Source organism: Microbacterium sp. NPDC006705 (assembly GCF_044903545.1).
In the GTDB taxonomy this organism is placed as follows: domain Bacteria; phylum Actinomycetota; class Actinomycetes; order Actinomycetales; family Microbacteriaceae; genus Microbacterium; species Microbacterium plantarum.
Map to the genome: position 1 here is coordinate 1,202,262 of NZ_JBJDQQ010000001.1, position 25,800 is coordinate 1,228,061.

Here is a 25,800-nt window from a genome sequence, read left to right on the forward strand (position 1 = left end):
GGCGCAGTTCAAGCTGCGCCTGTCGGTGGGAAGTGCGCTCGATAAGAGCGACCAGCGCGCTTCAGACCGCCCCGACGAGGCGAGCGAACGCGCTCATCCGCGCGACGCCCTCGGGCGTGCGCGGCAGATCGTCGAGGATGCCGGTGCCGTAGACGATGTACGCCGTGTGCTGAGCACGTGAGACGGCGACGTTGAGGCGGTTCTGCAGCAGCAGGAACTCCAGTCCCCGCGGTGCGTCGCGACCCGAGGATGCCGCGAGCGACACGATCGCCACCGCCGCCTCCTGACCCTGGAAGCGGTCGACCGTTCCCACCGGCACCTCGGCGTAGCCCGCTGCGGCGAGCGCTTCTTCTACGAGCACCTGCTGCGCGTTGTACGGCGTAACCACGATGATGTCGCGCTGTTCGAGCGGACGCGGTGCGAGCGCGGCGTCGGGCAGCCACGCGCGGCCGAGGAGATCGCCGACCAGGCGTACGACGACCTCGGCCTCTTCGGGAGAGGCGGTGGCGTTGCGCCGATGGGCGACGGGCACCGGCACGACGCCCGGGGCCACGCCCTCGAGCAGCCGATCGGCCGTCGACGCGTGCGCGGCGAGACGTCCGTCATAGGCCAGCACGGAGACCGGTTCGGCGACCTCCGGCCGCATCCGCCGGGTCTCGGCGAGGAAGAACCCGCGGTCGGCGGGGATGACGTGCGCGCCGTCCATGATCCAGCCGAGAGCCGACGTGTCGACCGGCTCGGGGTGCGTACCCTGGCTGACCTGCGGCAGCTGCTGCGGGTCGCCCAGGAGGAGGAGGCGGGATGCCGCGACCGAGACCGCGATCGTCGAGGCGAGCGAGAACTGGCCCGCCTCGTCGATCACGAGCAGATCGAGGCTGCCGCGCGGGATGCGACCCGCGTGGGTGAGGTCCCACGCTGTGCCGCCGATGACGTAGCCATCCGGACGGGTCGCGGTGAAGTCCGCCACGCCGTTCTTCGGGATGACGGTGAAGGCCTCGTCACCGGTCGGCTCGCCCTTCACCGCCTTGGCGATCTTCTCGCGGGGCACACCCGCCGCCGCGATGCGATCGAGCATGTTCTCGACGACGGCGTGCGACTGCGCGACGACCCCGACGCGGTAGCCGCGTTCACCGACCAGACGCGCGACGACGTGCGACCCGACGTAGGTCTTGCCCGTCCCCGGCGGGCCCTGGACGGCGAGATAACTGCGGTCGAGGTCGACGATGGCGCGCGAGATATCGGCAACCGGGTCCGATCCATCGCTCGGCAACCCGCCCGAAAGCGTCCGCGGCGGCCGGCGCAGCAGGAGATCGGTCGCGGGGTCGGCGGGCAGCTCGGGCGCTGCGGCGATCACGCCGTCGGCCCACGTGTCGATCGCCGCCTGCTGGCTGCCCGCGGGAGGCGGGGCTGCCGGGGTCAGCGCGATCGGCAGCTCCGACCACATGTACGCCCCCGCAGCGAGCTCCTCGACGATCGCGCCGTCGTCGAGGAGCTCGACGACCCGGACGCGCCGGTCGGCGTGGATGAAGCGCGGCCGCGGTTCGGTCGGGAACGGCGCGGGCGACTCGTAGATCGCGAAGGGGGACGAATCGACGCTCAGCCGCGTGCCCGGCGCGACCTCGCCGCGGAGCTCGAGGATGCGCCGGTCGGTCCGGGCGCCCTGGGGGCGATGCCAGTCCTCGAGCACGCGGCTGCGCTCCGCCGCGACGGCGACGACATCACGGGTGTCCTCCCACATCGAGAGCGGTTCGCGCAGACGGAGGAAGTGGGTGGCCCAGAACGACTTCGCCTCGCGCGGGTAATAGTCGATCGCTGCCGCGCCGAGCCGGAGTGCAACCGCGGCCGGCGCTTCGACGCCCGCGGGGTCGTCGGCGGCCGCGGCATCCGCGAGCCGTGAGAGCGCGGTCGCTCGCGGCGACGGCTCGTAGGCGCGCTCTTCGGGCTCGACGTCTGCCGACGGCCGCAGCTGCGCTTCTCGCGCCCGATCGACGAGCCAGTCGCGCAGGCGCCGAGTGGAGACGCAGTCGTAACGGTTGTAGTCGGCGAGGTCGGCGAGGATCGCAGCGGCTCCGTCGGCGTCACCGGACTCGGCGAGCGCCCGCGCCTCGACGTAGCGGACGATCGAGTCGTCGCCCTTCTGGACATCGCTCGTCCGGACCTCGGCGCCCATGTACAACGGTTCGAGCTTCTTGATCGAGTACGACCGCGACCCCACGCGCAACGCGCGGCGGACGATCGGATACAGGTCGACGAAGACGCCGTCGCGCAGCAGCCGGTCGACCTCGGCCTCGCCGACGCCGTACCTCGCGGCCATCGCGAGAAGGTGCGTCGGCTCGTACGGTGCGTAGTGGTAGATGTGCATCGCCGGGTGCGCGGCGCGGTGCACGGCGACGAAGTCGAGGAAGGTCTGGAACGCCGCCTTCTCCTCGTCGAACGTGTGAGCCCACAGCGCGGAGTACTGCTCGCGCAGGTCGACCCACCCGAACAAGTAGTCGATGCCCCAGTGGCGACCCGGCCCTTCGGTGTAGAGCGGGTCGCCCTCGAAGTCGAAGAACAGGTCGCCGAGATCGGGCCGGGGAAGCGCGCCGAGCGCCTGGGGGAAGACGACCTCGAAGGTCGGCAGGGCCGCAGCGCTCGGGGAGTTATCGGGGTCGCCGTCGACCGCGGCCGTGACGCCTCCCGCCGGGCTCTCGAGTTGCAGCCGCGCCTGGGTGCGGAGCCCGGTGAACGTGTCCCACGACATCCGCGCGGGCGCTTCACGTGCCGCGGCGAGCTCGTCGATCGTGGTGACTCCGGCGGCCCGCAGACGCTCGCGCTGGATCGGCCGCATCCCCGCGACGAGCAGGAGATCTCGCGCGGCCACGACCTCGAGGTCGCAGGTCGCGCAGCGTCCGCAGGCCGCGATCCGCAGGTCGCCACGGTCGTCGCCCCACGCGATGGGCTCACCTGCCGCGCCCGTAGCGACATCACGATCGGCGATGAGCGAGCGCAGACGCTCGCGACGCAGGACGAACACCGGCGCGATGTCGGCCCGGGCGTGCCGCGACACCGTCCCGTCGCCGAGCAGCAGCTCGACGTGATCGGCCACGCGGGCGCCCTCGCGATCGAGCTGGACGGCATACGCCTCGAGCTGCATCAGCGCGGTGACGCGGGCGTGACGCGCGAGCTTGGTGTCCTGCACGATCCACCGGCCGTCGTCGTCGCGCAGCAGGAAGTCGGCGAACCCGACGAAGTCGGTGTCGGAGAACGCGGCCTGGTAGATCACTCGCGCGTCCGATGCGAGGGCCTCGCGCGTGAACGCGACAGCCTGTGCCAGGCCCGCGGCATCCGATGACCGTGTCTCGGGAATCTCGGTCACGCGGTCACCGAACTCGGCGCGGTACGCCGCGAGCTGGCGCTCTTCGTGCCGGTCGCCGAGACGTCCGGCCCGCTCGAGCGTCGGGTCGTCGGGCTCGTCGACCGCCGCGACGCGTCCGAGCTTGGCGTCGATCGCGCGCAGCCAGGCGAACTCGCACTCGGCCGCGGCCTTGAGGTCGCTCGCGCTCCAGACGACCCGGCCTTCGTCCTCGATGTATCGCATGATCCCCTTCCGTTCAATGACCCTAACCGCGGGGTGCGACACCGCCGACGCCGGTGCCAGACTGAGGAGGGTGAACGAGTCGCTCCCCTTCGCCAGCGCGTACGCCCACGGCTTCGCGCGGATCGCCGCCTGCACCATTCCGGTGGCCATCGCCGATCCCGCCGCCAACGCCGAGGCCGTGCTCGCCGAGGCGCACGCGTGCGACGCCGACTCCGTCGCGGTCGCCGTGTTCCCCGAGCTCTGCCTCACCGGGTACGCCATCGAGGACCTCGTGCTGCAGGACGCCGTGCTGGATGCCGTCGACGCGGCGATCGAGCGCATCGTCGAAGCATCCGTCGATCTCATGCCGGTGCTGGTGGTCGGTGCCCCGCTCCGCCACCGCAGCCGCCTGTACAACTGCGCCGTCGTCATTCATCGCGGCGAGATCCTCGGTGTCGCGCCGAAGGCCCACCTGCCCACCTACCGCGAGTTCTACGAGCGTCGCTGGTACGCCGCGGGTGAGGAGTGGGACGGCGAAGGCATCCGCATCGGCTCGCACGAGACCGTGTTCGGGACCAACCTCCTCTTCGACGTCCGCGACGTGCCCGGGCTCGTGCTGCACGCCGAGGTGTGCGAGGACATGTGGGTACCGGTGCCGCCCTCGTCGCGTGCGGCTCTCGCGGGAGCGACGGTGCTCGTGAACCTCTCGGGCTCGCCGATCACGATCGGCCGGGCCGACGACCGCCGCACGCTGGTGCAGTCGCAGTCGCTGCGATGCCTCGCCGTCTACGCCTACGCCGCGGCGGGTCTCGGCGAATCGACCAACGACGTCTCGTGGGACGGCCAGACCATGATCTACGAGGGCGGTTCGCTCCTCGCCGAGACCGAGCGCTTCCCCGACGGGCCGCGGCGCAGCGTTGCCGACGTCGACCTCGACCGGGTGCGCCAGGACCGGTACCGGCAGGGCACCTTCGACGACAACCGCCGCACGACGGCGACCGACTTCCTCACCGTCGAGACGTTCCTGCACCCGCCCGCCGAGGACATCGGCCTGCGGCGCACCCTCGACCGCTTCCCGTTCGTCCCGGACGACCCGGCACGTCTCGACCAGGACTGCTACGAGGCGTTCAACATCCAGGTGTCCGGACTCGAGCAGCGGATGCGCGCGATCGGCGGCCCCCGCCCCGTCATCGGCGTCTCGGGCGGACTCGACTCCACCCATGCGCTGCTCGTCGTCGCCCGCGCGATGGACCGCATGGGGCGACCGCGCAGCGACATCCTCGCCTACACGATGCCCGGCTTCGCCACGAGCGACCACACGAAGTCGAACGCCGTCGCCCTCGCCGAGGCGATCGGCGCGACGATCGAGACGATCGACATCCGCCCCGCCGCGAACGAACTCCTGCGCGGCATCGGACACCCCTACGCCTCCGGCGAGCCGGTGTACGACGTGACGTTCGAGAACGTCCAGGCCGGTGTGCGGACCGACTTCCTGTTCCGGCTCGCGAACCGCCTGAACGGCATCGTCATCGGCACCTCCGACCTCTCGGAGCTCGCGCTCGGCTGGGCCACCTACGGCGTCGGCGACCACATGAGCCACTACGCCGTCAACGTCGGCGTTCCGAAGACCCTCATGCAGCACCTCATCCGGTGGGTCATCGCGCATCGCGAGGGCACGGGCACCGACCTGTCCGACGAGGCCGTCGCCGTGCTGCAGTCGGTCCTCGACACCGAGATCAGCCCCGAGCTCGTGCCCGCCGGCGAAGACGGCAAGGTGCAGTCCACGGAATCGACGATCGGGCCCTACGCCCTGCACGACTTCGCGCTGCACCACGTCCTGCGCTACGGGTTCCGCCCGTCGAAGATCGCCTTCCTCGCTCAGCACGCGTGGTCGGATGCGGATGCCGGCGACTGGCCGGTCGGCTTCCCCCGCGACAGCCGGTACGCGTATGACCTCGCCGAGATCACCCAGTGGCTGCAGGTGTTCATCAAGCGGTTCTTCGGCTTCGCGCAGTTCAAGCGCAGCGCCATCCCGAACGGGCCCAAGGTCGCCGCGGCGGGCTCGCTGTCGCCGCGAGGCGATTGGCGCGCGCCGTCGGACGGCAACCCCGAGGCGTGGCTCGCCGAACTCCGTCGGGCGCTGCCCGATCTCGTCGACTGACCGGCCTGACCGGGAGGACCCGGGTCAGGCTGTCGGCAGGGTGCCGGAGGCCAGGGTGATGAGCCACCCGTCGCGCGAGATGTCGACGAGCGTGTACTTCATGTTGCGATCGGGGATCCAGCCGCGGTGCCGGCCCGGGTCGAGCCGGACCTGCTCCGGCGCGACGCGGACACCGCGACCGTCGGCCTCGAGCACCGCCTGCACGTGAACCCAGTGGTCGACCAGGTCGAGTGTGTCGGTGCCCGCGAACAGCCGCGAATGCTTGCGCATCCGGGCCAGGTCGGCCGGCTCGGGGTGCGCGTCGCGGATGTCGATCCCGAGCGGCAGTCCCGGGTCGCTGACCGCGACGACCGTCGCCGCGCGGAAGCTGGCCGTCGTGATCGCCAGCGGCACCTCGACTCCGTCGCGTGAGGCGACGAGTCGCGTGTGATATCCGAACCCCCGCGGCGCCTCGCGTTCGATCCGCACGTCTTTCTCGTCGCAGCCGAGCGCCTGTGCGACGAGTTCGCGTGCGATCATCCGCCGCCGGTGGTGCACCGTGATCGCCGGGTCCCAGCCGAGCCGAGCCGTGATGCCCGCGGGCGTGTCGAGAAGTACCGTCTGCATGTCGTCGCTCCCGCCTCTGGATGGTCTGACCTCAGTTCGAGTCTAACGATCACGCCTGCCCGTACCAGGGTGTGCCGCCGGGTCAATCCGGCCACCTGGCCGCTCGCGCTTCCGGTCGACGCGACCTCGCCTAGGCTGGCGGGATGAGCCTCGACAACGGCGACGACAAGCGACCGTCCTCCGCCCGCATCGCGATCTGGGTCGTGGTGGGCGGCATCGGCGCCTACCTGCTGATCTCCGGCATCCTCGGCATCATCGCTCGGGGCGGTGCCTGACCGTGCGACGCCTCCTGGTCGTCGCCCACCGCGACGAGCTGACCGGCTTCCCCGCCGACATCCCGGGGTTCGACATCCTGCTCACCGGCCCCGGCAAACTGCTCGCCGCGCATGAGCTGACCCGCGCTCTCGATCGCACCGCATACGACGAGATCGTCGTCGTCGGGACGGCGGGGGCGGTGGCCGGCGCTCTGGGACCCGGCATCTACGAGGTCGGCGACGCCGTTCAGCACGACGTGTTCGATCTGGCCGGCGTGCGCGGGCGACACCTCTCAATGCCCGAGCGCGTCGAGGCCGGGGGCGCCGGGGTGCGCATCGCGACGGGTGACGTCTTCGTCGACGATGCCGAGGCGGTCGCCCTCATCCAGTCACTCGGCGCCCAGCTGGTCGACATGGAGGCGTACGTCTACATCTGGGTCGCGCAGCGCTTCGGCATCCCCATCCGGGTGCTCAAAGCGGTGTCGGATGATGCCCAGGACGGCGCGACGACCGGGTGGGATGAGGCCGTGGCCGCGTGCAGCCGGGCTCTGTACGAGCGGATCCGCGCCGACTACGGCGTCTGATCGCTGCTGCGCGCGAACAGCCGGCGTAGCAGCAGGAACACGACGAGGGCGACGACCGCGACGAGCCCGAGCTTGACCGCGAACACGGCCAGGCGCAGCACGATGTCGACGATCACCCACGCGACGAAGATCGCGGCGATCACTCCGACGACGGTCCAGAAAGTCCTCACGACGCCAGCCTAGTCGCGCTCGCTGAGCGCCTCCTGCCGGATGATGCTCGGGCCCTCGCGCGTCGCCTCGACGACGATCTGTGCGGCGAGCTGCTCCTTCATGCCCTCGACGTGACTGATGACGCCGACGGTCCGGCCGCCCGCGCGCAGCTCGTCGAGAGTGCGCATCGCAAGCTCGAGGGTCTCGGGATCGAGCGACCCGAAGCCCTCATCGACGAAGAGCGTGTCGAGACGGATGCCGCCGGCACGACCGGTGACGACCTCGGCGAGACCGAGCGCGAGGGCGAGGGAGGCGAGGAAGGTCTCTCCTCCCGACAGCGATTGCGGCGAGCGGAGACGGCCGGTGTGCGCGTCGAGCACCTCGAGCCCGAGTCCGGATGCTGCGCCACGGGCCTGCAGCGCGTCGCTGTGGTGGAGGGTGTAGCGACCCGACGACATGTCGCGCAGGCGCAGATTGGCGGCCGCGACGATCTCTTCGAGCTCGGCCGCGAGTACGAAGGTCTCGAGATCCATCTTCCGGGTGTTCGGGGCCCGACCCGCGACGGTGTCGGCGAGGCGGGTCACCGTCGCCGTCCGCTCGGCGAGACCGGCCACCGCGACGAACGCGTCGTCGATGCGCAGGAGGAGGTCGCGCATCGTCTCGGCGGCGTTGACGGCATCGCGGTGCGCCGCGATCGCCGCACTCCGCGCGCGGTCTCCGCTGGCGACCGCCTCCGCAGCAGCGTCGAGATCGGGCCGCTCGTCGGGCAGCCCCGCGGCGGCGAGTTCGAGCTCGAGAAGGCGGGCGCGCGTGGCCGCGACGTCCGCGGCGTGCTCGGCGACGCGCCGCGTGAGGGCGGTTCGCTCGTTCTCAGGGAGCAGCGCCTCGCGCACCTCGCCGACGTCCGCGAACACCGATGCCTCGATCCGCTGCGCCCGGTCGTTCGCCGCATCACTCGCGGTCGCCTCGCTGTGGGCGAGCGCCCGCCGGCTCTCGAGCACCGCGCGCGCGAGGTCACGCCGCTCGGTCGCCGCCGCGATGCGCTCCGCGACCGTCGCGAACGGACCCCGCGCGTCGGCCACCTCCCTCTCCAGGCGCGCGAGCGTCGTCGTCGCGACGGCGGAGCGCTCGCGCGCATCGGCCAGGGCGGCCGCGAGGCGAGAGCGTTCCTCGGTGGCCTCCGCGTCGAGACGGTCGAGCACGTCGCGCTTCTCGGTGAGAGCGATGACTCGCTCTGCGGCGCGTTCGGAGGATGCCAGCTCGTCCCGGGCCTGAGCGAGCAGGTCCGCGAGCTCGTCGCTCCCGCGTGCGCCCGCGCGCGCTGTCGCGGCGGCGAGCTCTGCGCGCAGCAGGGCGGCGCGCTCGCCCGCGTCGCGGGCCTCGGCGGCGGCGGCATCCCGCGCCGACTCCGCGTCGGCCAGATCGTCGTCCGTCACACCGTCGTCCGCCGGGGGTGCGGGATGCGGGTGATCGAGCGCCCCGCAGACCGGGCAGGCCTCGCCCTCGGTGAGTTCGGCGGCGAGCTCTCCCGCGCGACCGGCCACCCGTCGCCGCAGCAGGTCGGTGACGGCGGCGGCTGCCGCCTCCGCGTCACCGCTCGCCCGCAGGTAACGCTCCTCGGCCTCGCCGAGCTTGCCAGCAAGGCGTCCCGCGTCGTCGGCGGCCTCGGCCCGGGCGGTGAGATCACTCACTCGCACGCGCTGCTCGTCGACGCGCGCCGCCGCGAGCGTCTCTGCCGCGACCTCGGCCGCGACGCGTTCGCGCTCCGCGGGCAGAAGGGCATGCTGCTCGTCGAGCAGCGTCGCCTGTTCTTGAAGGAGGGCGATCTCGGCCGCAGTCGCGTCTCGGGCGTCGGTGGCGTCCGTCAGCTCGTGCTCACGGGCGAGCGCGTCGGTCCAGCGCGCGATGTCGCCGGTCAGGGTCTCGACCAGAGCGGAGATGTCGTCGTCGGCGGCTCCGCCCGCTGCGGTCCAGCGCGTCTCGGCCCGCTCCACCATCGCGCGGGCCTGCCCCGCCGCTTCGCCCGACCGGTCGGCCTGCTCCAGTGTCGCGCGGAGCGCTTCGGCGGCGCGCGCACGCTCGAGTCGGCGTTCAGCCGCAGCTACCTCATCGGCGACCGCGTCGAGGTCGTCCAGACGTCGCCGCGCCGCGGCGAGGTCATCGAGCACCCGCACCCGCTCGACGAGCTCGGCATGCGCCGCCACGAGAGCGGCCTGCCGTGACTCCGCCTGCTGGCGGAGTTCGTCGGCCTGCTCCACGCGATAATCGGCGCGACGGTGTGCTCGCTCGACGACATCGCGTCGACCGGCGAGGTCGAGCGGCGCCGCCTCGTCCGTCGCGCCGTCGTCGCCGATGGCGCTGCTCTGCTGCGTCATCGCGGCCTCGGCCAGCTCGAGAAGCGTCCGCACCTGATCACCGGCGGCGTCGAGCTCGCGCTGCGCGGCGCGGCGACGCTCCTCGAGGTCGTCCTTGTACTGCTCGAACCGCTTCGTGCCGAACAGGGTGCGCAGCAGCTGCTGCCGCTCGTCGTTGCGGGCGAGGAGGAATCGCGAGAACTTGTTCTGCGCCAGCAGGATCACCTGCTGGAACTGCTGCGCGTTCAGCCCCAGCACCTCGTCGAGCAGCAGGGCGACCTCGCGGGGTTTCGCCGCCCGGCCCACCCACTCACCGTCGACGTGCTGCTCGAGCTCGGCGCGCGCGATCTCGGTCGTGAGCTTGTCGCCGCGCTTCGCGGGCCGCTCGTACTCCGGCGCTCGGGTCACGCGCCAGCGCTGCCCGCCGACGGTGAACTCCAGCCGCACCTCGGTGGGGTCGCCCAGGAAGCTGTGGTCGCTGCGAAGACGCCGCTCACCGTTGTCGTAACGCGGCACCGAGCCGTAGAGCGCGAAGCTCACCCCGTCGAGGATGCTCGACTTGCCCGCGCCGGTCCGCCCCGAGATGAGGAAGACGCCGTCGCGATCGAAGGCGTCGAAGTCGACGGTCTGCTTCTCGCGGAACGGACCGAAGCCGGTCAGCTCCAGGCGATGGAGCTTCACGCCATCGCCTCCACGCGGATCCGCTCGTCGAGGACGTCGGCCAGCAGCTCGCGCTCGCGCTCGTCGGCCCCAGCCCCCTCTCGGACGTGCACGAGGAACGCTTCGACGAGCTCGGCGTCGCTGCGCGCGGCGCGCACGCGGTCGACGTAGGTGCGCGCGTCGCTCGGCGCGGCATCCGCCGGGGCGTGCACCACCTTCGCGCAGAACGGGAAGCGTTCCTGCAGACGACGCATCGGATCGCGCTCGGGCAGCGTGTCGGTGTACTCGACGCAGACCCACGCATCGGCGTGCTGCTCGTGCGCGGGATCGGCGAGAACGTCGGCCAGCGGCCCGCGGAGGGTGACCACCCGACGCGGGACCGGCAGCTCGAGCCACCGCGCATCCGCGAAGCCGTCGGCGTCGAGATCGACCAGCCACGAGCCCCGGGGCTTCTCACCCTCGCCGAAGCTGTAGTGGAGCGGCGCACCCGCGTAGCGGACGGCGGGGGCGAGCTGCTGGCGTCCGTGGATGTGCCCCAGCGCCATGTAGTCGACGCCCGCGAAAGCAGACAGCGGCACGACGTCGAGACCGCCCTGCTGGATGTCTCGCTCGAGGTGCGGCGTCGGCTCGACACCCGCGGCGAAGCAGTGGGCGATCGCGACGGACCGCCCGCCCCGCATCGCCAGGTCGTCGCGCACGAGCCCCATCGCGCGATCGATCACGGCCGCCTGCGACCGCGCCTCGGGCCACAGGTGTCGCAGCAGTGCCGGCTCGAGGTACGGGATGCCGTAGAAGTGCACGGGCCCGTCGGCATCCGTGATCGTGATCGGAGTGCCCACCGCGGCCGGGTCGGTGAGGACGTGGATGCCCTCGCGCAGCAGGCCCGCCTGAAAGCCCAGGCGCGCGGCCGAATCATGGTTGCCGCTCGTGACGATGACGCGCGCGCCGGTGTCGGCGATACCTTGCAGCGTGTCGGAGAGGAGGGCGTAGCAGCCCGCCGCCGGCGCGGCCGAGTCGAACACGTCGCCCGCCACGACGACGACGTCGACCTCGTGCTCGCGGACCTGAGCCGTGAGCTCCTCGAGCACGCCGCGAAGCGCATCGAGCGTCGAATGACCGTGGAAGGTCCGCCCGATGTGCCAGTCGGAGGTGTGGAGGATCCGCATGCCGACCAGGGTAGGAGCAGGCTCGGACATCGCCGGGGTGCCCCGCGGGGAAGCAGCCAGACTCAGGCCTGACGGGCTCGCCTGCGCCGCGAGGAAAGGTCGGCGACGCCGAGCACGAGCGCGAGCGCGAGGAACAGGCCCACCGAGACCATCCCCAGCGCATAGGCGTCGTGGTAGACATCGATCCGCGGTGTCGACCCGCCGCCGAGCCGGTTCACCGTCGAGTAGAACAGCGACAGCGCGACGGCGGTTCCGACGGCGGTTCCGATCCGCTGCACGAGCTGACCGACCGAGCCTGCGAGACCGCCCTGCTTCACGGGTATGTCGGCGAGGGTGAGGGTCTGGTTCGGCGAGATGACGAGGCCACCGCCGAAGCCCCCCACGGTCAGGACTCCCGCCATCGCGAACTCCACGATCCCGGGCGGCACGAAGTACGCGACGAGGGCGAGAGCGACCACGGCCGAGAGCATGATGACGAGGCCGCCGACGACGAGCGGGCGCCCGACGCGCGTCACGATCCGGCCGCCGACATACGAGGCCGCGGCGCTCGCGACGGCGAATCCGATCGAGACCATCCCCGCGAAGACGGGCTCGAGGCCGACGCCCAGCTGCAGGAAGAGGGTCGTCAACAGGAACATCGCCGGCAGCGCCATGAAATAGACCGCCTGGATGAGAGTGCCGTTGCGGTACGACGAGATGGCGAAGAGCTGCAGCGGAATGAGCGGATGCTTGCCGGATGCTGCATAGCGTCGCTCCCACCACACGAAGAGGGCGGCGAAGACGCCGAAGGCGACGAGCGACCACCAGCGCTGCGGATCATCGCCCGGCGCACCGGTCGTGAGGAGGAAGGGCACCATGAGGGCGATGACGACGAACGCGAAGAGCAGGAGACCGACGGGATCCAGCTGCAGCCGCGCCGGCCGGGATTCGCGCGTCTTCGGAAGGAGCCAGACGACCCCGGCGAGTACGGCGAGGGTCAGCGGGACGTTCATCCAGAAGATGTAGCGCCAGCCGTCGTCGGCGCCGCCCAGCGCGATCATGAGGCCTCCGAGCGTGGGGCCGAAGGCCGTCGAGATGCCGATCGTGGCACCGAACAGCCCGAATGCCTTGCCGCGCTCGGCCCCCTGGAACATCTCCTGGGCCAGTCCGATCACCTGCGGCATCTGGATGCCGGCGGCGACGCCCTGCACCAGCCGTGCGGCCAAAAGCACCTCCGTGTTCGGAGCGAGCGCGCACGCGATACTCGTCACGGTGAACAGCGAGAGTCCGATCACGAACAGCGCGCGTCGCGAGCGCTGGTCGCCGATACGTCCGGCGGGAACGAGCGTGAGCCCGAAGGTGAGGACGTAACCCGACACGATGAGCTGGAGCTCGGTCGAGCCCGCACCGAACGCCTGCTCGATCGAGGGCAGCGCGACGTTGACCTTCGTCAGGTCGAGGATCGTCAGCGCCGCGACGGCCACGCAGACCCAGAAGGCCCGCCACCGCTGGTGCACCGACAGCGGGATGCTCGCCGTGTCACTCATCGTGGGTCAGGGTATGCCCGCATGAGCGCGGCAGGCCCGCCCTTGCACTCTCGGGCCGAGCGTCGTACAGGGCACCGCCTCGACACGACGAATGCCCCGGGGTCCCACCCGGGGCATTCGTACCGTCGTCCGTCAGTCGGCGGCGAGGTCGTCGACGATTCGCGCGATCTCGTCGTCGCCGACACTCAGGCCGACCTCCGAGACGCGCTGACGCACGTACTTCTCGACCGTCGCGCGGTTCTCGCCCGGGAGATCAGCCCGCAGCTGCGCGACGAGCCCGTCGAGGCGCTCCTGCTCGGTCGTGTCGTGCATCGACAGCGCGGGGCCGTCCTGCACGCCCGGGGGCGAGACCGGGGTGTCCTCCTTCGGAGGCGTCACGTCGCCGCCGGTGCCCGCAGTGGTCGACCGCGTGCCGCCGCGGCCGGTCTCGGGCGCGTCCTGCGTCGCGGAGTCAGAGACGCTCGAATCGATCTCGTCGGCCTGACCGCTCATCGCTGCTCCTCCTCGTCTGCCTGCTCGTCGGTGACGAGGTCGGGGTCCAGGCCCTGCTGGATCTCGGCGCTCTCGACGAAACCGTCGGGGCTGTCGCCATCGGGCATCGGGACGTCGGCGGGGCTGTCCGCGTCGCGCACGGCGTCGTCCTCGGCCTCGCTCGCGGCGAGCGACGTGGCACCGGCGCCGTCAGGATCGACGACACCCTCGGGTAGATCGCGGTTCATGACTGTCTCCTTCGATCGATCGCCCCAGTCTGGCCCCGGCGTCCTCTCGCGAGCACCGTCTTGACAGCCGCGCGGCAGGAGACGTATCTGCGGCTTCGCGGGTCAGCGCCGCGGCTGCAGAATCCCCGCGCGATCGGGGTGCGCCTCGAACCAGTCGGCGACGTACCAGCAGACCGGGCTGATCGTCCGGTCACCGAGCGCCTCGATGTCGGCGACGGCGCGCTCGACGACCTCCGCCGCATAGCCGTGCCCGCGGAACGTCGGAATCGTGTACGCGCGGGTGAGTGCGACCGTGCGCCCGTCGTCGCGGTAGTCGAGCACGCTGACGAGGTCGTCTCCCCGGTGCAGCGTGTAGCGGGAGGCATCCCTCTCATGCGTGAAGGTCAGATCGCTCATGCGCCCACGCTACGCCCGGCCGGTGGCAGCGAGGCGAGCCAGGCGTCGATCTCCGAGCGATCGCGCAGCCGCACGATGCGCTCCCCCGCGGCGATGCGCCCGAGCATGCGCTCGCGCGTGACGGGATGGTTGGTCCACGCGAACCGGATGATGTTCCGCTCCGGATGCCATCGGAAGAGATTGCCCGCGCGCTCGCGGTTGCCGTGCCAGAGCTCCTCGCGCCGCACCACGCGGCGCAGCGTGCGTCCGACGACCTGACGCATCACGCGTCGGCGCGGCAGGTCGAGCCACACGACCGTGTCGGCGCCGTCCGGCGAACCCGGGTCGAGCAGGTCGCCCAGGCGCGACGTCCAGTTCCCGTCCGCGACCCACCCGTCCGGATGCCGCCGCACGAACTCCCGGACCCGGGCCCGGGCCTCGTCGAGATCGCGCATCCGCCAGCCGGCATCCCAGAAGACGGCGTCGAGCTCGAGCCGCGGCAGCCCGGTCCGCGCCGAGACGCGGTCCGCGAGCACGCTCTTCCCCGAGCCGGAGGTGCCGACGATCCGGATCCGCGTAGCCACGATCGTGCACCGTAGCGAGGATTGAGCAATCTGTCACATTCCGTCATCGAAGGACGCGCGGCGCTGGTGTGTTTGACACATCCGGACACGGATCGTCATAATCAACCCCATGACTGACATCGCACGCACTCTGTCCGCCCGGGAGGCGAACGGAACTGCCGACATCATGATGATGTCGCAGCGTGCTGTCATGTGTTGCCGAATGTGCCGCTGACAGGTGAACCCCGCCTGATCCTCCGCCGCTTCTGAACGCGGCCGCGGATCCCCGAGTTCCGATGGCCCGGCCCACAACGCCGACATCCGGATGCTCGCTCACCGGCCCCCGCTGGGCCTCACGCAACGCACACCCGAACCCGCCGCAGGCTGACAGCCCGGGTTCACGTTCCGAGGACGAACCTCCCATGTCGAACACCGCTCTTCTCGCCCCCGCCGCCCCCGCTCGCCACCTTCGCGCCGTCGAGACGCCTCCCCCGGCGCCCGCCGCTGCGACCTCGACCGCACCCCGCGGCTTCGCCCTGTACGTCGGCATCGACGAGGCCAAGGCCGCCGTCGACGGCGTCTCGCTCTCGACCCTCGTCGAGGCGCTGCGCCGCACGCTGGGCGAGCTCGCCCCCCACGCCGAGACCTACGCGACCGTCGCCCTGGCACCGGTCGGCGCGGGCGGACGCGACGTCGACGTCGTCCGTCTCGCGCTCCACGAGCCCAGCGCGGTCGCCCGCACGAAGCAGGACGTCCCGGCGGAGGACCACGTCCCCGGCGGCGTGACCGTCGACATCTCGCGCAAGCGCGTCTTCATCGATGGCGAGTCGGCGGCCTTCACCTTCAAGGAGTTCGAGCTGCTGCAGTACCTGGTGCTCCGTGAGGGACGCACCATCGAGCGCTCCGAGCTCGTCGAGTCGCTGTGGAGCAACGGTTCCGACGACGAGGCGCCGGGCGAGCGCACGATCGACGTCCACGTCCGCCGGCTGCGTGCGAAGCTCGGCCGCTACGAGGACATCGTGCGCACGGTACGCGGCGTCGGCTACCGGTTCGACCGCCACGCCGACGTGGTCATCCGCTACGGCCACGGCACGCCCTCGCCCGACCGCTTCTGATTCGCGCCGCGTCACCCCGACGCCGATCGACGTCGCTCACGGCGGGATGTCGGAGGTTCCGACGTAGGGTGTCGGCATGAGCGCGGTGACGACGGGACGGATGCCGGGTCGCCGCCCGGCGATCCGCGAGCGCGATGCCGCGCCGCCGCCGCCGTCATCCCGCCCGATCGAGACCGAGTACCGACCGGCTGCGCCGATCGACATCGCCCGCGCGGTACGTCACCAGCAGCACGGCGCCCACGATCCCACGATGACGGTCTCAGGCGACGTGATCTGGCGCGTCAGCCGCACGCCGCGCGGCGTCGCGACGCTCGCCCTGCGGGTGGGCCGCTCGCTCGTGAGAGCAGCCGCCTGGGGTCCCGGCGCCCAGTGGGCGATCGAGCAGCTGCCGCGGCTGTGCGGCGCACACGACGATCCCGAAGGGTTCGACGGGACGCGGCATCCGCTCATCGCCGACATCCACCATCGGCATCCCGACATCCGCCTGGGCGCGACCGACCTCGTCTTCGACGACCTCGCGAGCGCGATCTTCGAGCAGAAGGTGACGGGCCTGCAGGCCTTCGGCGCTTGGCGCGCGATCGTCACCTGGTACGGCGAGCGCGCGCCGGGACCGACGCCGCGTCCGATGTTCGCCCCGCCCGCGGACTGGCACCTGATTCCGAGCTGGGCGTGGCATCGCGCCGGCCTCGAGCCGCCGCAGTCGCGCACCGTCGTGCGCGCGGCACAGCGACGGGCGTCGATCGAGCGCGCGGTCGCCGGCGCCCGCGGCGGCGACGAGCACGAACGCATCCTGACCTCACTGCCGGGGATCGGGCCGTGGACCTCCGCGGAGACCCGCATCCGCGCCTTCGGCGATCCCGATGCCGTGAGCGTGGGCGACTACCACCTGTGCCACACCGTGGGCTACGCCCTGACGGGCCACCGCGTCGACGACGACGGGATGCTCGAACTGCTCGAGCCGTGGCGGGGCCACCGGCAGCGTGTCATCCGGCTCATCTACGCGGGCGGCGTCTTCGAACCGCGCCGCGGCCCGCGGCTGCATCCCGAAGACCACCGCGACCGCTGACCCGCGCGGCACCGTAGGCTCGGGGCATGGCGAATCGGGGATGGCAGCGCGGACACACCTACTGGGCGCTCGGCGCCGCCCTCGTCTTCCTGCTCGGCATCGTGTTCGGCCTCGTGATGAACAACGTGTGGCTCGGCCTCGTGCTCGCCGCGGCGATCTCGGTGGGATGGCTCATCGCCTACGAGTCGCGCCGGGGACGCAACGAGGGCGTCTACGACCGCGACGACGACGGCGCGCAGCTCTGACCGCCGCGCGAGCCGCTTCACCTGACACTTTCCGCCCCCTTCACGCGCCGGATGCGGCCACAACTGCCAGGTGAAGCCCTCTCGGTGCGCTGCGATCAGCGGAAGTACACCGCGAGCGGGTACTCGCCGTCGTCGCGGACCGCGATCGGCGTCTGGAACACGCTCTCCAGCACGTCGGGGCGCATGATGTCTCGCGGTGTCCCCGCGCACGCCACCGTTCCCCCGGTGAGGGCCACGATGCGGTCGGCGTAGGCGGCGGCGAAGTTGATGTCGTGGATGACGACGACGACGGTCTTGCCCAGCTCATCCGCCGCACGCCGCAGCTGCCGCATCATCCCCACGGCGTGACGCATGTCGAGGTTGTTGAGCGGCTCGTCGAGCAGGATGCAGTCGGTGTCCTGCGCGAGCACCATCGCGACGTAGGCGCGCTGGCGCTGCCCGCCGGAGAGCTGATCGAGGTAGCGGTGCGAGAGGTCCTCCAGATCGAGGAAGCGCAGCGCCTCGTCGACGTGGCGCCGGTCGTCGGGAGTGAGGCGTCCCCCGGAGTGGGGGAACCGCCCGAAGCCGACGAGGTCGCGCACCGTGAGCCGCGTGACGAAGTGGTTCTCCTGCCGCAGGATCGACACCACGCGCGCCAGCTCGCGGCTCGGGGTGCGCGCGACATCGAGACCGCCCACCGTGACCGTGCCCGTGGTGGGCTCGGTCAGGCGCCCGACGATCGTCAGCAGCGTGGACTTGCCGGCGCCGTTGGGCCCGACGAGGGCGGTCACCCCGCCGGCCGGGATCTGGAGGTCGATGGGACCCAGCACGCGCAGGCCCCCGTAGGACTTCGAGACGTCGGTGAGGGTGATCACAGCGCGCCCTTTCGCAGCAGGTAGACGATGAAGAAGAGGCCGCCGACGAACTCGATGATGACCGTGAGCATGCCCGCGGCGTAGAACACGTGCCGCAGCACGAAGTAGCCGCCGAGCAGCGTCGCCGCCCCCAGCAGCGCCGCGAAGGGCAGAATCACGGCGTGGCGGGACGATCCGCCGAGCTGGTAGGCGAGGGTCGCGACGATGAACCCGAAGAAGGTCATCGGGCCGACGAGCGTCGTGGAGACCGAGATGAGCACGGCCACCAGGATCAGCAGGACGGTGACCTCGCGCTTGTACGCGAGGCCGAGGTTCGTGGCGACGTCGCGCCCGAGGGTCAGCACGTCGAGACGTCGGCGGCGGCGCCACACCACGACGAGGACGATCGCGACGATCACCGCGGCCCACGGCAGGTACTCGGGGTTCGAGTTGCTCAGGTTGCCGAACAGGCGCGCCGAGAGCAGGTCGAAGTCGCTCGGCGTCAGCAGCCGCTGCATCACCGTCGAGAGCGAGCCGAAACCGACCCCGAGCACGATCCCGATCAGCAGCATGATGTGCAGGTTTCCCCGCTTGCCGGCGAAGAGCCACCCGTAGAGGAGGGTCGCGAACGCCACCATCAGCAGGCTCTGGAGGGCCACCTTGGCGAGCCCGTCGGTGGCCGCGAGCGCAGCTCCCCCGAAGAAGAACACCAGGCCGGTCTGCATCACGACGTAGAGCGCGTCGAACCCCATGATCGAGGGCGTCAGGATGCGGTTGCCCGTCGCGGTGTGAAATAGCACCGTCGCCACCGCCTGGCAGCAGGCGACGATCGCGACCGTCGCCACCGTCGTGACCCGGAGCTCCACGGCGAGCCAATAGCCGCGCTGCGCCGGATCGAGAGGGATGTTCCAGGTCAGCAGCAGGACGGCCGCCGCGGCGACCATGATGGCGAGAACGACGAACCGCAGCCACACCCGCGATCGGACAGTGCCGCGCAGCGTCTCAGCCATCGTGCCCTCGCTGCCGCAGGAGCAGCACGACGAACACGGCAGCACCGAGGACGCCGAGGATCATCGAGACGGGCACCTCGAACGGCATCCGGATGACGCGGCCGACGATGTCGCAGACGACGATGACAGCCACTCCGCCGAGACACACCCAGGGGAGGTTCGCGCGGAGATTGTCTCCCCGCCACATCGACACGAGGTTGGGCACGACGAGCCCGAGGAAGGGCAGGAACCCCACGACGACGGTCGTGACGCCGGTCGCGACGGCGACGAGGGCGGTGCCGAGGAGGAGCACCCGGTCGTAGTCGACACCGAGCGTCGTTGCGACATCCTTCCCGAGGCTCGCCGCCGTCAGCCGGTCGGCGAAGAGCGCGACGAGCACGACGACGATGCCGACGACCCACAGGACCTCGTAGCGACCACGGACGACGGCGGTGAAGCTGCCCATGAACCACGTACCCAGCATCTGCAGGGCGTTCGCACTGACCGCGAGGTAGGTCGTGAAGGACGAGACGACGGCGCCGAGCATGATGCCGATGAGCGGCACGATCAGCGACGAGCGCAGCTGGATGCGACGCAGGATCGCGAGGAAGACCATCGTGCCGACGAACGCCGCGAGGCTCGCGAAGAGCATGCGTACGACCAGCGGAGCGTCGGGCGCGAGGAGCACCGTCGCGAGGAGGCCGAGCGCTGCCCACTCGGTGGTCCCAGTGGTGGTCGGCTCGACGAAGCGGTTCTGCGTCAGCAGCTGCATGACGAGGCCGGAGACGGCCATCGCGCAGCCCGCGAGGACCAGCGCGAGCGTGCGCGGAATCCGGGTGATCCACAGCATCTCCGAGCCGACGTCGTCCGAGGCGAGGTCGTAGACGCCGACGAAGAGGGACAGCACGACGAGACCGGTCACGACGGTGATCGCGGCCGGGAGGGCGAGACGCCCGCGGATGCGGGCGGGGGCGGTGAGCGCAGTCATGACGGATCGCGGCGCCCCGGCCGGCAGTACCGGACGGGGCACCGCGCAGGACGATCAGGCCGCCGCGGCGAAGGCCGTCGCGATGTCGGCGTAGAGCTTGGTGTACGCCTGGATGCCCTCGTCGAGGTAGAAACTCGGTGCGAGGTAGACGATCTGCCCCTTCTGCACGGCGGGCACGTTCTGCAGCGCTTCGGACCCCTCGATGAGCTCCTTCGCCGAGACATAGCCGTCCTCGCCGAACATGGCGTCCCGGTCCAGCACGATCAGCCACTCGGGGTTCGCCGCCGCGATCGCCTCGACGCTGATGTCGTCGCCGTGCGAGGCGTTCTCCGCTCCGCGATCGATGCCGGGGACGAGTCCGAGCGTGGGGAAGACGGCACCGACGCCGCGCCCCTCCCCCGGGGCTGCGAACGAGATCTTGCCGCCCGAGGTGAGCAGGCCGACGACCGTGTCGGTGCCGTTGTAGGCCGCCTTCGCGTCGGCGACGGCGCCGTCGAGGGCGTCGGCGAGCTTCTTCGCGTCATCCTCCCGATCGAAGACCTGTCCGAGGATCTCGACCTGGCGCTTCAGCTCGGCGACCTGCTCCTCGCCCTCGCGAGCACTGGTCTCGATCGTCGCGGGCTGGATCGCCGTCAGGTCGTCGTAGATGTCGCGGAAGCGGTACCCGCCGACGATGAGGTCGGGCTGGGCCGAGATGATCGCCTCGAGGTCGGGCTCGCGGTGCAGCCCGACGTCGAGCACGTCGTCGCCCCCGGACAGGTTGGGCCACAGGTCGTACATCAGCGGCTTGGGTGCCGCCACGAGGTCGATGTCCCAGTCGCTGAGCGTCTGGAACGTCGTGTTATCGAGCGCGACGACGCGTTCGGGGGCGACGGGCACCTCGATCTCGCCGTGGTTGTCGGTCACGGTGACGGTCGTGGGCGCGGTCGCGTCACCGCTGGGCGCGGCATCCGGGCTCGCCGACGACGCGCACCCGGCGAGGCCGAGCGCTGCGACGAGCGCGATCGAGACGAGTGCGGGACGGCGGATGGCATGGCTCACGTGACGTAACTCCTGGTGCGGTGCGTATCGGATGCTGGTCGACGGGGCGACCGGATGCCGGGATCGAGAACCGGCGACTGTGTAGGTTAGCCTAACCTTCATGTCCGCCTCGACCGCAACCCCCTCGTTCCGGATCGCTCGCCGAGCGCTCGACCTGCGTTTTCGCTTCGTCCGCCTGGCAGCCCGACAATGGCTCACTCCCGCCTATGTCCGGGTGCGGCTCGAGGGCGCCGATCTGCGGGACTTCGATTCCCCGGGGTGCGACGACCACGTCCGTGTGTTCTTCCCCGAGGTGGCCCCCGAGAGCATCGACGAGCTGCGTGCGGCGCCGAGCCGCGAGTACACCCCGCTCGCCTGGGACGCCGACGAGGGCTGGCTCGACCTCGAGTTCGCCCTGCACGGCGACGGCGTGGCTGCGGACTGGGCGGCGACGGCGGAGATCGGGTCGACGATCGGCATCGGCGGACCGCGCGGATCCGCCGTGCTCACGGGACGCCCCGACGGCTGGTTCCTGGCGGGAGACGAGACCGCGGTCCCCGCGATCCGGCGGTTCGCCCATCACATGGATGCCGCTGCCGTCGGGCGCGTGCTCATCGAGGTGCCCGACGCCGATCACGAGCTGCCCATCACCACGCCGCCGGGGGTCGTCGTCGAGCAGGTGCACCGCGGATCGGCATCCGCCGGCGCTCCCCTCGCCGCTCGTCTCGCCGCGCTCGGCGACGACGACCGACCGGACGGCGCCGTCTTCGCTTTCGTGGCGGCCGAGCAGTCGATCGTGCGCTCCGCTCGAACGCTGCTCCTCGACCGCTGGCGCCTCGACCCCGAGCAGATCACGGTGAAGGGCTACTGGAAGCGGGGCGAGCCCGAGTATCACGCACCCCACTGACGCGCACGGGTCGGTTCACCTGACGCTTCCCGCCCCCTCTCCGCGCGGGATGGGGCCAGAACTGACAGGCGAAGACTGCGCCGCCCCGCGACGCTCCGCTAGCATCGCGGGATGGAGGCCGTCTCGACAGCACCGCTGCCGAACGCTTCGCTGCCCCAGGCGATGCGCCGTTTCGTGGTGCACGCCTTCCGCCTGCGCGGGCGCGCCAGCCGCAGTGAGTACTGGTCGTGGATGGCCGTCGGCTTCACGGCCGCCGTCGTCTTCCTCCTCGTGATCCCGCGGATGCTGTCGGGGCGCTGGCCGCAGCTCGACCTCGGGCTGCACCCCTTCGGCTGGTGGGGATGGCGCGGGATCGAGCTCCTCGGGCCGATCGCTCCGACCGATCCCCTCTCGACCCTGGTGGCGGTCTACCTGTGGACCTCGACCGTGTGGGTGGTGGCCACCTTCATCCCGGGTTTCACCGTCGCGGTGCGGCGGCTGCACGATTCGAACCTGTCGGGATGGTGGGTGCTGCTGAACCTGATGCCCATCGGCGGGTTCGTGCTTCTCCTGCTCGCCCTGCGACGGTCGCGCCCCGAGGGCGCGCGTTTCGACGGGGATGCCGCGCTGCTGGAGCGCGCCGCGGGCTGGGCCCCGACAGGGGTGGTGGCGTGATGTCCCTCCTCTCCACGCTCCCGATGCTGCTCTCGGTCATCGGCGCCCTCTCGCTCGGCGACTCGAGCGGGCTCGCAGCGGCGACCGCGGTGGCGCTGCTCACGATCGCGATCGCGGTCGCCTCGATCGCGGGCGCCGTCACGGCGACGGGGGCGGCGGGTTCGCGGCGCCCCCACCCGCGGCGATCCATCTCGCCGTCGACTCTGCTGGCGCAGAGCGACCCGGACGCTCCCGGGAGACGACGCCCCCGCGCCCCGGGGCTCGCGGCTCCAGCCGCGTAGCCACGTCCGGAACGACTCGACACCCGCGCACACCCCCGCCAGCGCCACGTACTCCGCGTCGTCCGGCGTCCCCTCGCGGCTGACCCCCCGTGCTCAGCTTCGTCGATCGGACTCTCCATGGACCTGTACTCCTTCCCGCCCATCGCCGCGGCGCTCGACGCCGTGGCCTCGATCCTCGCCGCACTGACCGCGGCGCTCGGACCCGCGCTCGGCGACCTCGCCGCCGCGGCATCCGTCATCCTCATCACCGTCGTCGTGCGCACAGCACTGATCCCCGCGGGCGTCGCCCAGGCGCGAGCGGATCGCGCTCGTGCACGCCTGGCGCCGCGGCTGCGCGAGCTCCAGCAGCGATACCGGACCGACCGCGAGAAGCTGCAACGCGAGACGCTCAAGCTCTATCGCGACGAGAACGTCTCGCCGACGGCGAGCTGTCTGCCGCTGCTGGTGCAGGCTCCCGTCGTGGGGCTGCTGTACGGGGTGTTCATCCATTCGACGATCGCGGGCCACACCAACGGGCTGCTCGCCGAGACGCTCGCCGGGGTCCCCCTCGGGTCGAGCCTGGCGGGCACCGTCGCGTCGGGCACACTGCCGCTCGCCGCCGCCCTCGTGTTCGGCGCCGTCATCGCCTCGATCGCGCTCGTCGGCGAGCTGACGCGGCGAGCCTTCCGGGTGACGGATGCTCCGGCCGCCCTGTCGGGGGTGCTCGGGGTCGCGCAGTTCGCGACCGCCGTCGTCGCGGTGTTCGTTCCGCTCGCGGCGGGCCTGTACCTGGTCGTGACGGTCGCCTGGACGCTGGCGCAGCGGCTCATCCTCCGTCGCATCCTCCCGCCCGTCGCCGCGTGAACCCGTTCATCTGACAGGAGTGGTCCCCTCCCACGCGGGGAAGGGGCCACTCCTGTCAGGCGAGCGCCGCAAGGCGCGACTGAGACGCGACTCAGGCGCGCGCGGGCAGGTTCTCCTCGAGGAACGCGAAGACCGTCTCGTACCAGACCCGCGCGTTCTGCGGCGAGAGGATCCAGTGGTTCTCGTCGGGGTAGTACAGGAACCGGTGCGGGCTCGTGCCGTCCTCGGCGGCGTGGTGCTCGTTGAGGTCGGCCCACAGCCGCAGACCCTCGCCGATCGGCACCCGGTAGTCACGGTCACCGTGGATCACGAGCATCGGCGTCCGGATGTCGGCGACGAAGCGATGCGGCGAGTTGGCGACCGCACCCTCGGGGCTGAAGATGCTCTGCCAGTACGGCGCGAAGTCGGTCGTGCCGGCGAACTGGTCGAACGCCCACAGGCTCGCGTGGGTCACGATCGCGTCGAAGCGGTCGGTGTGACCCGCCACCCAGTTCGCCATGTAGCCGCCGAACGATCCGCCCATCGCGGCCGTCCGGGTCTCGTCGATGTCATCGCGCGCGACGACCGCATCCGTGATCGACATGAGGTCGGTGAAGGGCGCGGCGCCCCACGCGTCCCACCCGCGCGCGATGAAGTCGAGCCCGTAACCGGTCGACAGCGCCGGGTCGGGCAGCAGCACGGCATAGCCTCGTGCCGCGGCCAGCAGCGGGCTCCACCGCCAGCTCCACGCGTTCCAGCTGTTGAGCGGTCCGCCGTGGATCCACAGCAGAAGCGGCGCCGGGGTCGCGGCATCCGCCCCCTCGGGCAGCACGAGCCAGCCGCGCACGCGGGCTCCGTCGTCGGCGGTCGTCTCGACCTCGACCATCGAGGCGGTCGTCGCGGGGGACGGCGCCGGGTTCGCCAGCGGCGTGACAGAGCCGTCGGCGGCGACACGGACCGGATGCGGCGGCGTCATCCAATTGGAGCGGAGCGCGATGACGTCCGTGGTGCCCGAGACCGGCTCGACGTGCGTGTACGCGAAGTCGTCGTGCGTCGTCTGCGAGACAGCGCCGCCGTCGAGCGGCACGCTGAAGACGGGGCCGCGACCGTCGTGGTCGGCGGTCACCACGAGCGCCGCGTCGTCATCGGAGAATCGGATGCTGCTCGGCCAGCGGTCCCAGTCCGAGGCCAGGCGCTGCGCGTCGGCACCGTCGAGGGCGCTCGCCCACAGCTCCTGATCGGCGGGCCCCGCTGGGGTGGACTTCACCGTGCGGACGTAGGCGACACGGGCGCCGTCGCGGCTGATCGCGGGCATCTCGACGTCGACGTCGACCTCGTCGCGGATGACGCGCAGCTCGCCCGTCGCGGTGTCGATCGCGACGAGACGGTACCGGGCGTCACGCCCCTGCGGCTCGGGCACCGAGGCGACGAGGGTCGCACCGTCGGGCGTGAGCGCCATACCCGCCGTCGAGGCCGCACGACCACGGAGCAGGATGCGCGGGCGCGGCAGCCCCGCGGGGTAGGGCTCGTCGGCAGCCTCCCCCGCTTCGGCGCCAGCGCCGACGACCTCGTCGACGGCCTGGTCGGCGGTCGCGATGACGGCGGGCGCGTCGCCCAGCTCGTTCAGATCGAGGGCAAGCAGCGCGGGCTCGTGGGGGCCGAGATCGTGGTCCCAGTACCGCACGGGGTAGGTGTCGTGGATGATCGCGGAAACCTTGAGCTTCTTCCGCTCCGCCCGCAGCTTCGCGTCGGCCTCGATCGTGGCGGCCTCGGGGAGCAGCGACGACGCGATCACGATGCGGTCGGAGTCCGCAGCCCTGACGACCGCGGAGACGCCGCCGGCCAACCGCGTCACCGGGCGCGCCTCGCCGCCGGCGGCCGGAAGCAGCCAGAGCTGAGCGGGTGCGCCGTCCGCGGCGTCGTTGTCGGGGCGGGCCGACACGAACAGCAGATCGCCGGAGGATGTGAACACGGCGCCGGACTCGCCGGTCGTCGAGCGGGTCAGGCGTCGCGGCGCACCGGCGCCATCGGCGGGCACCGACCACAGCGAGCGCTCGTAGCCGGTGCGATCCTTCGTGAGGGTCGCGACCGTCAGCACGACGTGCGAGCCGTCGGGCGCGGTCGCCGCCGCGTCGATGCGGGGAAGGGCGTAGTAGTCGTCGAGAGAGTCGAACGGCGTCGTCATGCCTCCACGCTATCCGGC

General features: G+C 71.4%; 25 protein-coding genes. 10 read left to right on the forward strand and 15 right to left on the reverse strand.

Annotation, left to right across the window (positions count from 1 at the left end; all coding sequences use genetic code 11):
• Window positions 1–61: 61 nt before the first annotated feature.
• Window positions 62–3,580 carry a TM0106 family RecB-like putative nuclease gene (locus ACI2K6_RS05780; RefSeq protein ID WP_404568241.1) on the reverse strand — a complete coding sequence of 1,173 codons (3,519 nt, stop codon included), beginning with the start codon at window positions 3,578–3,580 and terminating at the stop codon, window positions 62–64.
• A 70-nt stretch (window positions 3,581–3,650) separates the two neighbouring features.
• On the opposite strand from ACI2K6_RS05780, the gene ACI2K6_RS05785 reads away from it, so the two are divergent.
• Complete coding sequence (locus ACI2K6_RS05785) at window positions 3,651–5,720, forward strand: NAD(+) synthase (protein ID WP_274178454.1); 2,070 nt, start codon at window positions 3,651–3,653, stop codon at window positions 5,718–5,720.
• 24 nt (window positions 5,721–5,744) lie between these two features.
• Here the strand turns inward: ACI2K6_RS05785 and ACI2K6_RS05790 are convergent, their stop codons facing one another.
• Complete coding sequence (locus ACI2K6_RS05790) at window positions 5,745–6,326, reverse strand: hypothetical protein (protein ID WP_282502134.1); 582 nt, start codon at window positions 6,324–6,326, stop codon at window positions 5,745–5,747.
• 143 nt (window positions 6,327–6,469) lie between these two features.
• On the opposite strand from ACI2K6_RS05790, the gene ACI2K6_RS05795 reads away from it, so the two are divergent.
• Both ACI2K6_RS05795 and ACI2K6_RS05800 read left to right on the forward strand, forming a co-directional pair.
• Complete coding sequence (locus tag ACI2K6_RS05795; protein ID WP_258524632.1) at window positions 6,470–6,601, forward strand: hypothetical protein; 132 nt, start codon at window positions 6,470–6,472, stop codon at window positions 6,599–6,601.
• A gap of 2 nt (window positions 6,602–6,603) precedes the next feature.
• Complete coding sequence (locus ACI2K6_RS05800) at window positions 6,604–7,164, forward strand: nucleoside phosphorylase (RefSeq protein ID WP_282502133.1); 561 nt, start codon at window positions 6,604–6,606, stop codon at window positions 7,162–7,164.
• Here the strand turns inward: ACI2K6_RS05800 and ACI2K6_RS05805 are convergent.
• From ACI2K6_RS05805 to ACI2K6_RS05840, 8 genes are all read right to left on the reverse strand, one after another.
• Entirely contained in the window at window positions 7,152–7,334 is a 183-nt protein-coding gene (locus tag ACI2K6_RS05805; RefSeq protein ID WP_023952247.1) for a hypothetical protein, read from the reverse strand. The genes ACI2K6_RS05800 and ACI2K6_RS05805 overlap by 13 nt on opposite strands.
• A 9-nt stretch (window positions 7,335–7,343) precedes the next feature.
• The gene (locus ACI2K6_RS05810; RefSeq protein ID WP_282502132.1) at window positions 7,344–10,349 is read right to left on the reverse strand and encodes an AAA family ATPase; all 3,006 of its coding nucleotides are present in this window, start codon (window positions 10,347–10,349) and stop codon (window positions 7,344–7,346) included.
• Window positions 10,346–11,494, reverse strand: a complete 1,149-nt coding sequence (locus ACI2K6_RS05815; protein WP_282502131.1) for an exonuclease SbcCD subunit D C-terminal domain-containing protein — start codon at window positions 11,492–11,494, stop codon at window positions 10,346–10,348. Before ACI2K6_RS05815 ends, ACI2K6_RS05810 begins: the two co-directional genes overlap by 4 nt.
• Window positions 11,495–11,556: 62 nt before the next feature.
• Window positions 11,557–13,020, reverse strand: coding sequence for an MFS transporter (locus ACI2K6_RS05820; protein ID WP_274178450.1), 1,464 nt, complete (start codon window positions 13,018–13,020; stop codon window positions 11,557–11,559).
• 132 nt (window positions 13,021–13,152) lie between these two features.
• Window positions 13,153–13,512 carry a hypothetical protein gene (locus ACI2K6_RS05825; protein WP_258524631.1) on the reverse strand — a complete coding sequence of 120 codons (360 nt, stop codon included), beginning with the start codon at window positions 13,510–13,512 and terminating at the stop codon, window positions 13,153–13,155.
• The gene (locus ACI2K6_RS05830; protein WP_064956107.1) at window positions 13,509–13,739 is read right to left on the reverse strand and encodes a hypothetical protein; all 231 of its coding nucleotides are present in this window, start codon (window positions 13,737–13,739) and stop codon (window positions 13,509–13,511) included. Before ACI2K6_RS05830 ends, ACI2K6_RS05825 begins: the two co-directional genes overlap by 4 nt.
• Before the next feature lie 102 nt (window positions 13,740–13,841).
• Window positions 13,842–14,135: a GNAT family N-acetyltransferase gene (locus ACI2K6_RS05835; protein ID WP_112616677.1), complete on the reverse strand. Its 294-nt coding sequence runs from the start codon at window positions 14,133–14,135 to the stop codon at window positions 13,842–13,844.
• Window positions 14,132–14,698, reverse strand: coding sequence for a toxin (locus ACI2K6_RS05840; protein WP_282502130.1), 567 nt, complete (start codon window positions 14,696–14,698; stop codon window positions 14,132–14,134). Before ACI2K6_RS05840 ends, ACI2K6_RS05835 begins: the two co-directional genes overlap by 4 nt.
• A gap of 401 nt (window positions 14,699–15,099) precedes the next feature.
• On the opposite strand from ACI2K6_RS05840, the gene ACI2K6_RS05845 reads away from it, so the two are divergent.
• The 3 genes from ACI2K6_RS05845 (at window position 15,100) to ACI2K6_RS05855 (ending at window position 17,103) form a co-directional block, all read left to right on the forward strand.
• On the forward strand, window positions 15,100–15,792 hold the full coding sequence (locus tag ACI2K6_RS05845; protein WP_274178448.1) for a winged helix-turn-helix domain-containing protein: 693 nt from the start codon (window positions 15,100–15,102) through the stop codon (window positions 15,790–15,792).
• Window positions 15,793–15,892: 100 nt separating this feature from the next.
• Window positions 15,893–16,858, forward strand: coding sequence for a DNA-3-methyladenine glycosylase (locus ACI2K6_RS05850; RefSeq protein ID WP_274178545.1), 966 nt, complete (start codon window positions 15,893–15,895; stop codon window positions 16,856–16,858).
• 26 nt (window positions 16,859–16,884) lie between these two features.
• Window positions 16,885–17,103: a hypothetical protein gene (locus ACI2K6_RS05855; protein WP_112616669.1), complete on the forward strand. Its 219-nt coding sequence runs from the start codon at window positions 16,885–16,887 to the stop codon at window positions 17,101–17,103.
• A gap of 95 nt (window positions 17,104–17,198) precedes the next feature.
• Here ACI2K6_RS05855 and ACI2K6_RS05860 read toward each other — a convergent pair whose 3' ends face one another.
• From ACI2K6_RS05860 to ACI2K6_RS05875, 4 genes are read right to left on the reverse strand one after another with little or no spacing between them, the layout of a single operon-like run.
• The gene (locus tag ACI2K6_RS05860; protein WP_282502129.1) at window positions 17,199–17,957 is read right to left on the reverse strand and encodes an ABC transporter ATP-binding protein; all 759 of its coding nucleotides are present in this window, start codon (window positions 17,955–17,957) and stop codon (window positions 17,199–17,201) included.
• Window positions 17,954–18,946, reverse strand: coding sequence for an iron chelate uptake ABC transporter family permease subunit (locus ACI2K6_RS05865; RefSeq protein ID WP_274178446.1), 993 nt, complete (start codon window positions 18,944–18,946; stop codon window positions 17,954–17,956). Before ACI2K6_RS05865 ends, ACI2K6_RS05860 begins: the two co-directional genes overlap by 4 nt.
• Entirely contained in the window at window positions 18,939–19,913 is a 975-nt protein-coding gene (locus ACI2K6_RS05870; RefSeq protein ID WP_274178445.1) for an ABC transporter permease, read from the reverse strand. The genes ACI2K6_RS05865 and ACI2K6_RS05870 overlap by 8 nt, the downstream gene beginning before the upstream one ends.
• Window positions 19,914–19,967: 54 nt before the next feature.
• Window positions 19,968–20,954 carry a siderophore ABC transporter substrate-binding protein gene (locus ACI2K6_RS05875; protein ID WP_274178444.1) on the reverse strand — a complete coding sequence of 329 codons (987 nt, stop codon included), beginning with the start codon at window positions 20,952–20,954 and terminating at the stop codon, window positions 19,968–19,970.
• A gap of 100 nt (window positions 20,955–21,054) precedes the next feature.
• On the opposite strand from ACI2K6_RS05875, the gene ACI2K6_RS05880 reads away from it, so the two are divergent.
• From ACI2K6_RS05880 to ACI2K6_RS05895, 4 genes are all read left to right on the forward strand, one after another.
• Window positions 21,055–21,840, forward strand: coding sequence for a siderophore-interacting protein (locus ACI2K6_RS05880; protein ID WP_274178443.1), 786 nt, complete (start codon window positions 21,055–21,057; stop codon window positions 21,838–21,840).
• A gap of 111 nt (window positions 21,841–21,951) precedes the next feature.
• Entirely contained in the window at window positions 21,952–22,494 is a 543-nt protein-coding gene (locus ACI2K6_RS05885) for a DUF805 domain-containing protein (protein WP_323987285.1), read from the forward strand.
• Window positions 22,491–22,775: a DUF6412 domain-containing protein gene (locus ACI2K6_RS05890; protein WP_354451242.1), complete on the forward strand. Its 285-nt coding sequence runs from the start codon at window positions 22,491–22,493 to the stop codon at window positions 22,773–22,775. Before ACI2K6_RS05885 ends, ACI2K6_RS05890 begins: the two co-directional genes overlap by 4 nt.
• Before the next feature lie 117 nt (window positions 22,776–22,892).
• Window positions 22,893–23,618, forward strand: coding sequence for a membrane protein insertase YidC (locus ACI2K6_RS05895; protein WP_323987284.1), 726 nt, complete (start codon window positions 22,893–22,895; stop codon window positions 23,616–23,618).
• Window positions 23,619–23,709: 91 nt separating this feature from the next.
• Here the strand turns inward: ACI2K6_RS05895 and ACI2K6_RS05900 are convergent, their stop codons facing one another.
• Window positions 23,710–25,782 carry a S9 family peptidase gene (locus ACI2K6_RS05900; protein WP_404568242.1) on the reverse strand — a complete coding sequence of 691 codons (2,073 nt, stop codon included), beginning with the start codon at window positions 25,780–25,782 and terminating at the stop codon, window positions 23,710–23,712.
• Window positions 25,783–25,800 lie beyond the last annotated feature (18 nt).